We start from the raw sequence: 13,835 nt of genomic DNA, 5'->3' as shown, positions 1-13,835 counted from the left end.
CCTCATGCTGCGCCCTTATCGTAATTCCCTTTCTTTCAGGCACAACGGCATCTATCGGCTTTAATCACCGTTTGCGGCAAGCCTCGCAAAGAGTTTGTATGAACGCGGGAAATTTCAGAAATGAGGGGTTCGGAAAGGAAAAAGGGCAGGTCAACAACCTGCCCACTGACAAAAATGATTAGAACAACAGACGTGCGCGAATCGTACCCGGGATAGCTTTCATTGCCTGCAGCGCCTGCTGCGCGACATCTTCTTCCGCTTCAATATCAATAACCACATAGCCCATCTGCGGGGTGGTTTGCAGATACTGAGCCGCAATGTTAATGCTCTGAGCGGCAAAAATCTGGTTGAGAGCAGTCAGTACGCCCGGACGGTTTTCATGGATGTGCAGCAGACGGCGACCGCCGTGCAGCGGCAGCGACACTTCCGGGAAGTTAACCGCAGAAAGCGTTGAACCGTTATCGGAGTACTTCGCCAGCTTGCCAGCGACTTCCAGACCGATATTTTCCTGTGCTTCCTGGGTTGATCCGCCAATGTGCGGAGTCAGGATCACGTTGTCGAATTCGCACAGCGGCGAATTGAACGGGTCGGTGTTGGTCGCCGGTTCCGTCGGGAATACGTCAATCGCTGCGCCCGCCAGGTGTTTGCTCGCCAGCACATCACACAGCGCCGGGATATCAACTACAGTACCGCGAGAGGCGTTAATCAGCAGCGCACCTGGTTTCATCAGCGCCAGTTCTTCTGCGCCAATCATGTTCTTGGTGGAGGCGTTTTCCGGCACGTGCAGGCTCACCACATCGCTCATATTCAACAGATCAGAGAGATGCTGAACCTGCGTGGCATTACCTAATGGCAGTTTGCTTTCAATATCATAGAAATAAACGTGCATTCCCAGCGATTCTGCCAGAATACCCAACTGGGTACCGATATGGCCATAGCCGATAATACCCAGTTTTTTGCCGCGCGCTTCAAAGCTGCCGACAGCCAACTTGTTCCAGACACCGCGGTGCGCTTTGGCGTTTGCCGCCGGTACGCCACGCAGCATCAGCAGCAGTTCGCCGATCACCAGTTCAGCAACAGAGCGGGTATTTGAGAACGGCGCGTTAAACACCGGAATACCGCGTTTTGCCGCCGCATTCAAATCAACCTGATTGGTACCGATACAGAAACAACCGACCGCAACCAGCTTTTCCGCCGCCGCGAAGATCTCTTCAGTCAGGTGAGTACGGGAACGCAGGCCGATAAAATGGGCATCACGGATCGACGCTTTCAGCTCTTCGCTGTCCAGCGCGCCTTTGTGAAATTCGATGTTGGTGTAGCCTGCTGCGCGGAGGTTATCCACCGCTTTTTGATGCACACCTTCAACCAGTAGAAATTTAATCTTGTCTTTTTCCAGTGATACCTTAGCCATTTCCCCGTCCTGTTTTTGTCTTATCTGATGTCGTGCGGAACGAAAGTTCTTCTCAGCAACATATCAAAAAAAACTATTGCGGCAATATGAACGTTTGCGTCGACGACCTGAAGAAATATCACACAGAGGGAAATGACAGGACAAAACACCAGAAAGTAAAAGAAAGGTAGATTGTTAATGACACCAGCCGCATAAATGTGACAGAAGTCACCAAAATCGTCCTGACAAAAAAATATTTACGAGGGAGCCATTCACTCCCCCTGATCAGACTATTTAGTGATAGTTTTTACACCATCGGCGGTTCCGATCAACGCCACGTCAGCGCCACGATTGGCGAACAAACCAACGGTAACGACGCCTGGAATGCCGTTAATCGCATTTTCCAGCGCAATAGCATCCAGAATCTCCAGGCCAAATACATCGAGGATCACGTTGCCGTTATCAGTCACCACGCCCTGACGATATTCCGGACGACCACCAAGCTTAACCAGTTCACGCGCGACGGCACTACGCGCCATCGGAATCACTTCAACCGGCAGCGGGAATTTGCCCAAAATATCGACCTGTTTAGACGCATCAGCGATACAAATAAACTTATCCGCGACCGAGGCGATAATCTTCTCACGCGTCAGCGCTGCGCCACCACCTTTGATCATCTGCATATGGCCGTTGATTTCATCAGCACCGTCAACGTAAACGCCAAGACTATCCACTTCGTTGAGATCAAACACATGAATGCCGAGGCCTTTCAGTTTTTCAGTCGAAGCATCAGAGCTGGAAACCGCGCCTTCAATCTGCCCTTTCATGGTGCCCAGCGCATCAATAAAATGCGCCGCCGTGGAGCCAGTGCCGACTCCAACAATGGTGCCAGGTTGTACATACTGCAATGCCGCCCAGCCTACCGCTTTTTTCAGTTCATCTTGCGTCATGATTATGGTCCGAGATGTGAATTCCTGTGGCGCATTATAGAACATCAAAGGTGCCATTGTCCCTGCGACGGGGATCACACAACTGAGTAGATCATTTTTCGTCTTCATCAAAAACAAATTTATGTCATAGTGCAAGTTAACGAAAAGTACTAGGGGTACGCCAGATCAATGAAACGACCGGACTACAGAACACTACAAGCGCTGGACGCGGTAATCAGGGAACGAGGGTTTGAGCGCGCCGCTCAGAAGCTTTGTATTACACAGTCCGCCGTCTCCCAGCGTATCAAACAGCTGGAAAATATGTTTGGGCAGCCTCTGCTGGTGCGTACCGTCCCGCCGCGTCCGACCGAACAAGGGCAAAAGCTATTGGCCCTGCTGCGCCAGGTTGAGCTGCTGGAAGAAGAGTGGTTGGGCGATGAGCAGACCGGTGCTACGCCGCTGCTGCTGTCATTGGCGGTCAACGCCGACAGCCTGGCGACCTGGCTGCTGCCCGCGCTTTCCAGCGTACTTTCCGACTCGCCTATTCGTCTGAATCTGCAGGTCGAAGATGAAACCCGGACTCAGGAACGCCTGCGCCGTGGCGAAGTGGTTGGTGCGGTCAGTATCCAGCCGCAGGCGCTGCCAAGCTGTCTGGTCGATCAACTCGGGGCTCTGGACTACCTGTTCGTCGCCTCCAAAGAATTTGCACAACGCTATTTCCCTAACGGCGTGACCCGCTCGGCGCTGCTCAAAGCCCCGGTAGTCGCATTCGATCATCTTGATGATATGCATCAGGCCTTTTTGCAACAGAACTTCGACTTACCACCTGGTAGCGTACCCTGCCATATCGTTAACTCCTCTGAGGCCTTTGTGCAACTGGCCCGTCAGGGGACAACCTGCTGTATGATCCCGCACTTGCAGATTGAGAAAGAGCTGAACAGCGGCGAGCTTATTAACCTCACCCCTGGCCTGTTCCAGCGCCGGATGCTCTACTGGCACCGTTTCGCGCCAGAAAGCCGCATGATGCGCCGGGTCACCGATGCGCTGATCGCTTACGGCCACAAAGTGTTAAGGCAAGATTAAGCCTCGCCAGCAGGCCGGATCTATCCGGCCTGCTTGACCCACCATCCCTACACCACGTCTTTGAAATACATCACAAAATAAAATATTCCATGCGGCAAAAAACGACGCATTGATGGCTATTTTTTGCTGGCGACAAGGATCGTTAAAAAGCTCACCGTATTCGCAATACCTTATTTTAATTGTGGAATACGGAGCACAAAATGTCAGACTTGCAGGAGTGGCGGACGCTCGCCAATAAGGAACTGAGTCGGCGGGAAAAAACCGTTGAGTCTTTGGTAAAACAGACGGCAGAAGGGATTGCCATCAAACCACTGTATACCGAAGCCGACCTCGATAATCTGGAGGTCACTGGCACGCTTCCCGGCCTGGCACCTTACGTTCGCGGCCCGCGGGCCACCATGTATACCGCCCAGCCATGGACCATCCGCCAGTACGCCGGTTTCTCCACCGCCAAAGAGTCCAACGCCTTTTACCGCCGCAACCTCGCCGCCGGGCAAAAAGGGCTTTCCGTCGCTTTCGATCTCGCCACCCATCGCGGTTACGACTCCGATAACCCGCGTGTGGCGGGCGACGTTGGTAAAGCGGGCGTCGCCATCGATACCGTCGAAGACATGAAGGTGCTGTTCGACCAGATCCCGCTGGATAAGATGTCCGTATCGATGACCATGAACGGTGCGGTGCTGCCGGTGCTGGCGTTTTACGTCGTGGCGGCGCAGGAGCAGGGCGTGGCGCCGGAACTGCTTACCGGGACGATCCAGAACGATATTCTGAAAGAGTACCTGTGCCGCAACACCTATATTTACCCGCCGAAGCCGTCGATGCGCATTATCGCCGACATCATCGCCTGGTGTTCAGACAACATGCCGCGCTTTAACACCATCAGCATCAGCGGCTATCACATGGGCGAAGCGGGCGCTAACTGCGTACAACAGGTGGCGTTCACCCTCGCCGACGGCATCGAGTACATCAGGGCCGCACTCTCCGCCGGGCTGAAAATCGACGATTTCGCCCCGCGCCTGTCGTTCTTCTTCGGCATCGGCATGGATCTGTTTATGAACGTCGCCATGCTGCGCGCCGCACGCTATCTGTGGAGCGAGGCGGTCAGCGGTTTTGGCGCGACCAATCCAAAGTCGCTGGCGCTGCGCACCCACTGCCAGACCTCTGGCTGGAGCCTGACCGAGCAGGATCCGTACAATAACGTGATCCGCACCACCATCGAAGCACTCGGCGCTACGCTTGGTGGCACCCAGTCGCTGCACACCAACGCCTTCGACGAGGCGCTCGGTTTGCCCACCGACTTTTCCGCCCGCATCGCACGCAATACGCAGATCATCATTCAGGAGGAGTCGGAGATCTGCCGCACCGTCGATCCGCTGGCCGGTTCTTACTACGTGGAGTCGCTGACCGATCACATCGTCAAGCAGGCGCGGGCGATTATCCGCCAGATCGACGAAGCGGGCGGCATGGCAAAGGCCATCGAAGCGGGCCTGCCGAAGCGGATGATCGAAGAAGCGTCCGCCCGCGAGCAGTCGCTGATCGACCAGGGCAAGCGCGTTATCGTCGGCGTCAACAAGTACAAACTGGAGAAAGAGGACGAAACGGCGGTACTGGAAATCGACAACGTTAAAGTGCGCAACGAGCAAATCGCCTCGCTGGAACGTATTCGCGCCACCCGTGACGATACGGCAGTAAAATCCGCGCTGAGCGCCCTCACCCACGCCGCACAGCATAATGAAAACCTGCTCGCCGCCGCCGTTAACGCCGCCCGCGTTCGCGCCACGCTCGGTGAGATTTCCGACGCGCTGGAAGCCGCGTTTGACCGTTATCTGGTGCCCAGCCAGTGCGTCACCGGAGTCATTGCGCAAAGCTACCACCAGTCGGATAAATCCGCCGGCGAGTTTGACGCTATTGTTGCGCAAACTGACCAGTTCCTGGCAGAGAACGGCCGCCGTCCGCGTATTCTAATCGCCAAGATGGGCCAGGACGGCCACGATCGCGGGGCCAAAGTGATCGCCAGCGCCTATTCCGATCTCGGCTTCGATGTCGATCTCAGCCCGATGTTCTCCACGCCCGATGAGATCGCCCGTCTGGCGGTGGAAAACGACGTGCACGTGGTTGGCGCGTCGTCACTGGCGGCGGGCCACAAGACGTTGATTCCTGAACTGGTTGCCGCACTGAAAAAATGGGGTCGTGATGATATCTGCGTCATCGCCGGCGGCGTGATCCCGCCGCAGGATTACGCCTTCCTGCATGAGCATGGCGTAGCGGCCATTTACGGCCCCGGCACGCCGATGCTGGAGAGCGTGCGCGACGTGTTGACGCGGATTAGCCAGCATCATGATTAACGAATCCACCCTTGCTGATGCCATCCGTCGACTGCTGCTGGGGGAGCGCGCCACGCTCGCCCAGGCCATGACGCTGGTAGAAAGCCAACATTCTCGGCATCAGGCGCTGAGTACGCAACTGCTGGACGCCATTATGCCGTTCACCGGTAACGCCCTGCGTTTGGGCATCACCGGTACGCCGGGAGCCGGAAAAAGCACCTTTCTGGAAACCTTTGGCATGTTGCTAATCCGTGAGGGGTTAAAGGTGGCGGTAATTGCCGTTGACCCCAGCAGTCCGGTTAGCGGCGGCAGCATTCTCGGCGATAAAACCCGGATGGTCGAGCTATCGCGCTCAGACAGCGCGTTTATTCGGCCGGTTCCCTCCGGCGGGCACCTTGGCGGCACAAGCCAGCGCGCTCGGGAATTAATGCTGCTGTGCGAAGCAGCGGGTTACAACGTGGTGATCGTCGAAACCGTCGGCGTTGGGCAGTCAGAAACAGAGATCTCCCGCCTAGTGGACTGCTTTATCTCACTGCAAATCGCCGGTGGCGGCGACGACCTCCAGGGCATCAAAAAAGGCATCATGGAGATGGCGGATCTGGTGGTCATTAACAAAGACGACGGTGATAACCGCTCCAGCGTCGCCATCGCCCGCCATATGTACGAATCCGCGCTACATATATTGCGTCGAAAATACGCTGAGTGGCAGCCGCGCGTTCTGAGCTGTAGCGCGCTGGAAAAACGCGGTTTAGAAGAAATCTGGCTCGCCATCCTTGACTTCAGGACGGCACTGACCGCCAGCGGAAGTCTGGAAAAACTGCGTCAGCAGCAGGCGGTGGAGTGGCTGCAAAAGCAGACCGAAACGGAAGCGCTGCACCAGCTCTTTGCCCGTACCGACTTCGAGCACTACTTCCAGCAGACGCTACAAGCCGTCAAAAATAACAGCCTCTCGCCGCGTACCGGACTGCGGCAGATCAGCGAATTTCTCCAGAATCATTACTTTTAATGCAAGGATATTTATGTCTTATCAATATGTTAATGTTGAAATCATCCAGAAAGTTGCGGTCATTGAGTTCAACTATACCCGCAAGCTCAATGCCCTGAGCAAGGTGTTTATCGACGATCTGATGCAGGCGCTAAGCGATCTCAACAAGCCGGAAATTCGCTGCGTTATTTTACGAGCCCCGAGCGGAGCGAAAGTCTTCTCCGCTGGTCATGACATCCACGAATTACCCAGTGGACGCCGCGATCCGCTCTCTTATGACGATCCGCTACGCCAAATCACCCGCATGATCCAAAAATACCCGAAGCCGGTGATCTCAATGGTTGAAGGCAGCGTCTGGGGCGGTGCGTTTGAGATGATCATGAGTTCCGATCTGATTATTTCTGCCAGCACCTCAACCTTCTCAATGACCCCGGTCAACCTCGGCGTACCGTACAACCTGGTCGGCATCCACAACCTTACCCGCGACGCAGGTTTCCATATCGTTAAAGAACTAATTTTCACCGCCCTGCCGATTACCGCCCAGCGCGCGCTGGCGGTCGGCATTCTCAACCACGTCGTGGAGGTTGAAGAGCTGGAAGATTTCACCCTCCAGATGGCGCACCACATCTCGGAAAAAGCGCCGCTGGCCATTGCGGTAATAAAGGAAGAGCTGCGCGTGCTTGGCGAAGCGCACACCATGAATTCCGATGAGTTCGAACGTATTCAGGGGATGCGCCGCGCCGTTTACGACAGTGAGGATTATCAGGAAGGAATGAGCGCGTTTATGGAAAAACGTAAACCTAATTTTGTCGGCCATTAAGGAGAGCAAAATGAAACGGATGAGCGCCGATGAAGCAGCGGAGATTATCCAGCACGACCAGATGGTTGCGTTCAGCGGGTTCACGCCCGCCGGTTCGCCCAAGGCCCTGCCTGCTGCCATTGCCCGCCGCGCCAGCGAACTGCATCAGGCGCAACAGCCTTTTCAGATTCGTTTGCTAACCGGGGCGTCAATTAGTGCAGTGGCGGATGATGCCCTATCAGAAGCCGACGCCGTCTCGTGGCGCGCACCGTATCAGACCGCCTCAGGCCTGCGGCAAAAAATCAATCAGGGGAGAGTGAAATTTGTCGACCTGCACCTGAGTGAAGTGGCGCAGATGGTCAACTACGGCTTCTTTGGCGATATTGACGTTGCGGTGATCGAGGCTTCAGCCATTGCGCCGGATGGGCGAGTCTGGCTCTCCAGCGGGATCGGCAATGCACCAACCTGGCTGCTGCGGGCAAAAAAAGTGATCATTGAGCTTAATCACTACCACTGCCCGCGGGTTGCTGAGTTGGCTGATATCGTGATCCCCGGCGCGCCGCCGCGTCGCAATAGCGTCTCTATTTTTCACACCATGGATCGCGTAGGCAGCCAGTACGTACAGGTCGATCCGAAAAAGATTGTCGCGGTAGTGGAGACCGATCTGCCCGATGCTGGTAACGCACTGGAGAAGATCAACCCTTTCTGCCAGCAAATCGCCGACAATGTAGTGACATTTTTGCTCAATGAGATGGCGCAGGGACGGATCCCGTCTGAGTTTCTACCGCTGCAAAGCGGAGTTGGCAATATCAACAACGCGGTGATGGCGCGGCTTGGCGAAAACCCGGATATTCCGCCGTTTACGATGTATTCAGAGGTTTTGCAGGAGTCGGTGGTACATCTGCTGGAAAGCGGAAAAATCACCGGGGCCAGCGCCTCCAGCCTGACGGTCTCCGCCGATTCGCTGCATAAGATTTACGACAATATGGACTTCTTCTCCAGCCGCATCATACTGCGCCCGCAGGAGATCTCCAATAATCCGGAGATCATCCGCCGTTTGGGGGTTATCGCCCTGAACGTCGGGCTGGAGTTTGATATCTACGGTCACGCCAACTCCACCCACGTGGCCGGGGTGAATCTGATGAACGGCATCGGCGGCAGCGGCGATTTCGAGCGCAACGCATATCTCTCCATTTTCATGGCACCGTCAATTGCCAGAGATGGGAAAATCTCGACGATTGTGCCGATGTGCAGCCATGTTGATCACAGCGAGCACAGTGTGAAAGTCATCATCACCGAGCAAGGGATCGCCGATCTGCGTGGGCTATCGCCGCTACAGCGGGCGCACACGATTATCGAAAATTGCGCGCATCCGCTCTATCGAAACTACCTGCATCGCTATCTGGAAAATGCGCCCGGCGGGCATATTCATCACGACCTCCGCCACGCATTCGATCTGCACCGTAACTTAATCGAATACGGCTCGATGCTCGGCTAATTCGCCGTTCCGTCGCGATCTTCAGTAATGTGCTGAAGCATTGCGGCGGTATAGCGATGGTTTTTCAGCGAGTAGAGATACTCCTGCATATACATTGGGCTACCGGGCGCGTCGAAGTACTTCAGCTTCGCCGGGTTCACCAGACGCCAGGCAAAATACGGGATCACCGTCAGAAACTGTCCGCGCTCCACGGCGCTGATCTTGGCCATAAAGCTGTAAGGCCGATAGATGACCGTGGGATTAATTCCGCATGGGCGCATATAAGCATCCAGCATCGCCTCAAAATTCGCTCGGTTCTGGAAGCGCATTTGCAACCAGGGTAGCTCACGCAAAAGCTCTTGCGGTGGCTTATCTTCGTAACGACGGGAAACAAGAAACCCCAGCCGCAAAGGTGCAAGCTCGGTGATGGTCAGATTTTCTAGCTCCTGAACGCGAGCGGAAACGTGCTGTGGCGAGATAATAAAATCGAGCTGATGGTCAAACAGATTATCAATCACCCCATTTTCGCTGAACTCCACCGCCTGCGCGGTGACGCCGTCGTATTTGTCGCCGAGGCTTATCAGTTGATCAAAAATAATGGTGGGATACGTGTTGTCGATACCGATGACAATATTGCGCGAACGGTGCGTCGAGTGATGGATTTCGTTATCAATTGCCGATAAGCGCTGATAAATCGGAAACAGCTTCTGATAAAGCTCCTGCCCCGCTTTGTTCAGACTGATACTGTTATCTTTGCGGGTAAACAGCGTATAGCCAATTTGATCCTCAAGCGCAGCGATGCTTTTGCCAAACGGGGAGGCGGTCATGTGTATTTTTTCCGCCGCTCTGGCGATGTTATTGGTCTGCGCCAGCAGGATAAAATTACGCATTTTTTTCGAAATAAAGATATCCATGTTTACCTCGTAAAAGGACAGGGATATATCCTCACTTCATCAGGAGAAAAGACTTTTGCCGTGCTCTCATTTTTACAGATGGTCACAGAAAAAACCCGGCACGAATGCCGGGTAACGGAATTACTGTGCCGCTTTTGGCTCTTCAGCGGGTTTCGCTGGCGCAGCGGGTGCTGGCGTAGACTGGGTCGGTTGCAGTTCAAACACCACATCAACCTGGTCATCAAACTGAATGGTCGCCTGCTCGTAGGTTTCCTGAGCAGAAACCGGTGCGGCATCGGCTTTCATCATCCGCACCATCGGGCTTGGCTGATAGTTGGAGACATGATAACGCACGCTATAAACCGGCCCCAGTTTACCATGGAAGCCTGTCGCCAGCTCTTGCGCCTGATGAATGGCATCATCAATCGCCGCTTTACGCGCTTTGTCTTTGTAAGCATCCGGCTGCGCAACGCCCAACGACACGGAGCGAATTTCATTCAGACCGGCTTTTAACGCCCCATCCAACAGGCCGTTCAGCTTATCTAACTGACGCAGCGTGACCTCAACGGTACGCACTGCGCGGTAGCCCTTGAGAATGCTTTTGCCATTCTGATAATCATAATCAGGCTGGGTGCGCAGGTTGGCCGAGTTAATATCTTTTTTTCCAATGCCGCTCTTTTCCAGGAAGGAAAGATACTGAGCCACGCGCTCATCGGCCTGTTTCTTTGCCGATGCCGCGTCTTTCGCCGAAACGTTGACTTCAATCGCCAGAGTTGCGATATCAGGAACCGCAGCGACGCTGGCGGTGCCTGAAGTGACAATATGTGGGCCGTTTGGCAATTCATTTGCCTGAACTGCCATTACGCTAAATCCGAGTGCCGCCACCAGGGCCATGACTTTTAACTTCACTGTCGTATCTCCATCTTACATTGGTCGTCCATACACAGACGCATGCCTGCAAGCTTAGCGCGTACACGCGGAAAGTCCATCGGACAAGACTTAGTTAAGCAGCATCTGCACATGCACCAGGCCGTCTTTCGCCAGCTGTAGCGCAATCACCCACATCACCAGGCCGACCAGCACATTGATAATGCGCTGTGCCTTTGCCGTGCGCAAACGCGGGGCCAGCCAGGCGGCCAGCAGAGCCAGACCAAAAAACCATAAAAATGAAGCGCTGATGGTACCTAACGCGAACCAGCGCTTTGGCTCCATTGCTAACTGTCCGCCCAGGCTGCCGAGCACCACGAAAGTATCAAGATAAACGTGCGGGTTAAGCCAGGTCACCGCCAGCATCGTGACGATGATTTTCCAGCGTCCCTGCTTCATGACTTCCGCACTGGCCAGCTCCAGATTGCTGCTAAAAGCCGTTTTCAACGCGCCGAAACCGTACCACAATAAAAAGGCCACGCCGCCCCAGGTTACCAACGCTAACAGCCACGGAGACTGCATCAACAGCGCGCTGCCACCAAATATACCGGCGCAGATCAGCAGCAGATCGCTGATAGCGCATAGCAGCGCAATCATCAGATGGTACTGGCGGCGAATGCCCTGATTCATCACAAACGCATTTTGGGGTCCGAGAGGCAAAATCATTGCCGCCCCCAGGGCAAGCCCCTGAAAGTAATAAGATAACATGTTGAATATTTCCGCTAAGGTCGTTAATGCGGCTGACTATAGCGCGATATCATTATTAGCGGAAATTGATATTATTAATCATTAATTAGCCAGACTAATAACTGAGTGTTTCCCATAATTTGACTCTGCAAACTAAAAAGGCTCACCATCAGGGACGGCGAGCCTTTATCGCTAAACCTGGCGTGAAAATTACTCCGCCGGGTCTTTTATCTGCTTCAAATTCACATCCATCTGCGGATACGGGAAGCTGATACCGTTAGCGTCAAAATCGCGCTTAATACGTTCCAGAACATCCCAGTAAACGCTTTGCAGATCGCTGCTTTTACTCCAGACGCGTACCACATAGTTCACTGATGAAGCGCCCAGTTCATTCAGGCGAACGGTCATTTCACGATCTTTCAGGATACGCTCGTCCGACTCAATGATATTGGTCAATAGCTGTTTCACCTTGTCTATATCAGCGTCGTAGGCCACGCCAATCACAAACTCGTTGCGACGGACCGGCTCACGGGAGAAGTTGATAATGTTTCCGGCAATAATTTTACCATTCGGCACCACCACAATCTTGCCATCCGCGCTACGAAGGGTTGTGGAGAAAATCTGCACGTTCAGCACGGTACCCGCGATACCGCCAAGGTCAACGTATTCACCCGCACGGAATGGGCGGAATACGACCAGCAGAACACCAGCAGCAAGGTTAGAGAGCGAACCCTGTAGCGCCAGGCCGACTGCTAAACCGGCGGCGCCGAGAACCGCGATGACTGAGGCTGTTTGCACCCCGACGCGGCCCAAAGCGGCAATCAGCGTAAAGGCAATAACGGCGTAACGTACCAGCGCAGAAAGAAAATCGGCAACGGTAGCGTCAATATGTCGCGCCCGCATCAGGCGATTCACCGTATTAGACACAATCCGCGCCACGATCATACCAACAATGATAATCGCGATAGCCGCTACGATGTTGACGGCATAGCTCAGCAGTAATTCCTGATTGCGCACCAGCCACGAACTGGCGTTATTTATGCTATCGACAACGTTCAAATCTTCCATTTAACATTCCTTATGGATACCCGGACGGGAAATAAAAAACCAAACCTGAAATAACAGGTAGGTTAAGGGTAAACAAAAAGTGTACGTTTTGCCAAACTGATCACATTTATTTAGCAACATTTCATGTTGTTCAGATAATAAAAAAGCCCGCATTTCTGCGGGCTTCAGAGTAAGAAACAGCGTTTTCTTACAGAACGTCGATCGCGTTCAGTTCTTTAAATGCCTGCTCCAGACGTGCCACCATGGTCACCTGAGCAGCACGCAGCCATGCGCGCGGATCGTAGTATTTTTTGTTCGGCTGGTCTTCGCCTTTCGGGTTGCCCAGCTGGCCCTGCAGGTAAGCTTCGTTCGTTTTGTAGTAGCCCAGAATACCTTCCCAGGTCGCCCATTGGGTATCGGTATCAATGTTCATTTTCACTACGCCGTAGCTTACGGAGTCTTTGATTTCCTGAGCAGAAGAACCGGAACCGCCGTGGAAGACGAAGTTCAGGCTGTTGTGCGGCAGGTTATGTTTCTTAGAAACATAGTCCTGAGAATCGCGCAGGATAGTCGGGGTCAGTACTACGTTACCCGGCTTATAAACGCCGTGTACGTTACCGAAGGAAGCCGCGATGGTGAAACGCGGGCTAATTTTGCTCAGCTCGGTATAAGCGTAATCAACGTCTTCCGGCTGGGTGTACAGTGCAGAAGCGTCCATGTGGCTGTTATCCACACCATCTTCTTCGCCACCGGTGCAACCCAGTTCGATTTCCAGAGTCATGTCCATTTTAGCCATACGAGCCAGGTATTTAGAACAGATCTCAATGTTTTCGTGCAGAGTTTCTTCAGACAGGTCAATCATGTGAGAAGAGAACAGCGGTTTGCCAGTAGCTGCGAAGTGTTTTTCACCCGCGTCCAGCAGACCGTCGATCCACGGCAGCAGTTTCTTAGCGCAGTGGTCAGTGTGCAGGATAACTGGAACACCGTAGTGCTCTGCCATCTGATGTACGTGATGCGCACCAGAGATAGCACCCAGGATTGCTGCGCCCTGAGGAACGTCAGTTTTCACACCTTTGCCCGCGATGAACGCTGCGCCGCCGTTAGAGAACTGAACGATAACCGGAGAACGAACTTTTGCAGCTGCTTCCAGAACGGCGTTGATGGAATCAGTACCCACGCAGTTTACTGCTGGCAGAGCAAAGTTGTTTTCTTTAGCTACCTGGAACACTTTCTGAACGTCGTCGCCAGTGATGACGCCCGGTTTTACGAAATCAAAAATTTTAGACATGTTACG

12 protein-coding genes are annotated in these 13,835 nt (G+C 53.8%); 5 read left to right on the top strand and 7 right to left on the bottom strand.

Annotated features, from left to right (window positions below; translation table 11 throughout):
- Nucleotides 1-178 precede the first annotated feature (178 nt).
- Both serA and rpiA read right to left on the bottom strand, forming a co-directional pair.
- A complete protein-coding gene (gene serA, locus DA718_RS04615; RefSeq protein ID WP_112216549.1) occupies nt 179-1,411 on the bottom strand; it encodes a phosphoglycerate dehydrogenase in 1,233 nt (410 codons plus the stop codon).
- 269 nt (nt 1,412-1,680) lie between these two features.
- Nucleotides 1,681-2,340, bottom strand: a complete 660-nt coding sequence (gene rpiA / locus DA718_RS04610) for a ribose-5-phosphate isomerase RpiA (RefSeq protein ID WP_110276730.1) — start codon at nt 2,338-2,340, stop codon at nt 1,681-1,683.
- 168 nt (nt 2,341-2,508) lie between these two features.
- On the opposite strand from rpiA, the gene argP reads away from it, so the two are divergent.
- From argP to DA718_RS04585, 5 genes are all read left to right on the top strand, one after another.
- Nucleotides 2,509-3,402 carry a DNA-binding transcriptional regulator ArgP gene (argP, locus tag DA718_RS04605; RefSeq protein ID WP_110276731.1) on the top strand — a complete coding sequence of 298 codons (894 nt, stop codon included), beginning with the start codon at nt 2,509-2,511 and terminating at the stop codon, nt 3,400-3,402.
- Between the two features lie 200 nt (nt 3,403-3,602).
- The gene (scpA, locus tag DA718_RS04600; RefSeq protein WP_112216550.1) at nt 3,603-5,747 is read left to right on the top strand and encodes a methylmalonyl-CoA mutase; all 2,145 of its coding nucleotides are present in this window, start codon (nt 3,603-3,605) and stop codon (nt 5,745-5,747) included.
- Entirely contained in the window at nt 5,740-6,732 is a 993-nt protein-coding gene (gene meaB, locus DA718_RS04595) for a methylmalonyl Co-A mutase-associated GTPase MeaB (RefSeq protein ID WP_112216551.1), read from the top strand. The genes scpA and meaB overlap by 8 nt, the downstream gene beginning before the upstream one ends.
- A gap of 13 nt (nt 6,733-6,745) precedes the next feature.
- Entirely contained in the window at nt 6,746-7,531 is a 786-nt protein-coding gene (scpB, locus tag DA718_RS04590) for a methylmalonyl-CoA decarboxylase (RefSeq protein ID WP_112216552.1), read from the top strand.
- A gap of 10 nt (nt 7,532-7,541) precedes the next feature.
- A complete protein-coding gene (locus DA718_RS04585; protein ID WP_112216553.1) occupies nt 7,542-9,008 on the top strand; it encodes an acetyl-CoA hydrolase/transferase family protein in 1,467 nt (488 codons plus the stop codon).
- Here the strand turns inward: DA718_RS04585 and srsR are convergent.
- From srsR to fbaA, 5 genes are all read right to left on the bottom strand, one after another.
- Nucleotides 9,005-9,901, bottom strand: a complete 897-nt coding sequence (gene srsR, locus DA718_RS04580) for a LysR family transcriptional regulator SrsR (protein WP_112216554.1) — start codon at nt 9,899-9,901, stop codon at nt 9,005-9,007. The two genes, DA718_RS04585 and srsR, sit on opposite strands and share 4 nt — an antisense overlap.
- A 120-nt stretch (nt 9,902-10,021) precedes the next feature.
- Nucleotides 10,022-10,789 (bottom strand): oxidative stress defense protein, encoded by a 768-nt coding sequence (locus DA718_RS04575; protein WP_112216555.1) that lies wholly within the window; start codon nt 10,787-10,789, stop codon nt 10,022-10,024.
- A 90-nt stretch (nt 10,790-10,879) separates the two neighbouring features.
- Nucleotides 10,880-11,515: an arginine exporter ArgO gene (gene argO / locus DA718_RS04570; protein WP_112216556.1), complete on the bottom strand. Its 636-nt coding sequence runs from the start codon at nt 11,513-11,515 to the stop codon at nt 10,880-10,882.
- 189 nt (nt 11,516-11,704) lie between these two features.
- Nucleotides 11,705-12,562, bottom strand: a complete 858-nt coding sequence (mscS, locus tag DA718_RS04565; protein ID WP_112216557.1) for a small-conductance mechanosensitive channel MscS — start codon at nt 12,560-12,562, stop codon at nt 11,705-11,707.
- A gap of 187 nt (nt 12,563-12,749) precedes the next feature.
- Nucleotides 12,750-13,829: a class II fructose-bisphosphate aldolase gene (fbaA, locus tag DA718_RS04560; protein WP_112216558.1), complete on the bottom strand. Its 1,080-nt coding sequence runs from the start codon at nt 13,827-13,829 to the stop codon at nt 12,750-12,752.
- Nucleotides 13,830-13,835 lie beyond the last annotated feature (6 nt).

Origin of the sequence: Klebsiella huaxiensis, assembly GCF_003261575.2 — a bacterium.
GTDB lineage: Bacteria > Pseudomonadota > Gammaproteobacteria > Enterobacterales > Enterobacteriaceae > Klebsiella > Klebsiella huaxiensis.
This window is presented reverse-complemented; position numbering and strand designations above follow the sequence as displayed.

Excerpts from the sequence above, each read along its gene's own strand:
- serA (WP_112216549.1), bottom strand. The coding sequence starts at position 1,411 with ATGGCTAAGGTATCACTGGAAAAAGACAAGATTAAATTTCTACTGGTT.
- rpiA (WP_110276730.1), bottom strand. The coding sequence starts at position 2,340 with ATGACGCAAGATGAACTGAAAAAAGCGGTAGGCTGGGCGGCATTGCAG.
- argP (WP_110276731.1), top strand. The coding sequence starts at position 2,509 with ATGAAACGACCGGACTACAGAACACTACAAGCGCTGGACGCGGTAATC.
- scpA (WP_112216550.1), top strand. The coding sequence starts at position 3,603 with ATGTCAGACTTGCAGGAGTGGCGGACGCTCGCCAATAAGGAACTGAGT.
- meaB (WP_112216551.1), top strand. The coding sequence starts at position 5,740 with ATGATTAACGAATCCACCCTTGCTGATGCCATCCGTCGACTGCTGCTG.
- scpB (WP_112216552.1), top strand. The coding sequence starts at position 6,746 with ATGTCTTATCAATATGTTAATGTTGAAATCATCCAGAAAGTTGCGGTC.
- DA718_RS04585 (WP_112216553.1), top strand. The coding sequence starts at position 7,542 with ATGAAACGGATGAGCGCCGATGAAGCAGCGGAGATTATCCAGCACGAC.
- srsR (WP_112216554.1), bottom strand. The coding sequence starts at position 9,901 with ATGGATATCTTTATTTCGAAAAAAATGCGTAATTTTATCCTGCTGGCG.
- argO (WP_112216556.1), bottom strand. The coding sequence starts at position 11,515 with ATGTTATCTTATTACTTTCAGGGGCTTGCCCTGGGGGCGGCAATGATT.
- mscS (WP_112216557.1), bottom strand. The coding sequence starts at position 12,562 with ATGGAAGATTTGAACGTTGTCGATAGCATAAATAACGCCAGTTCGTGG.
- fbaA (WP_112216558.1), bottom strand. The coding sequence starts at position 13,829 with ATGTCTAAAATTTTTGATTTCGTAAAACCGGGCGTCATCACTGGCGAC.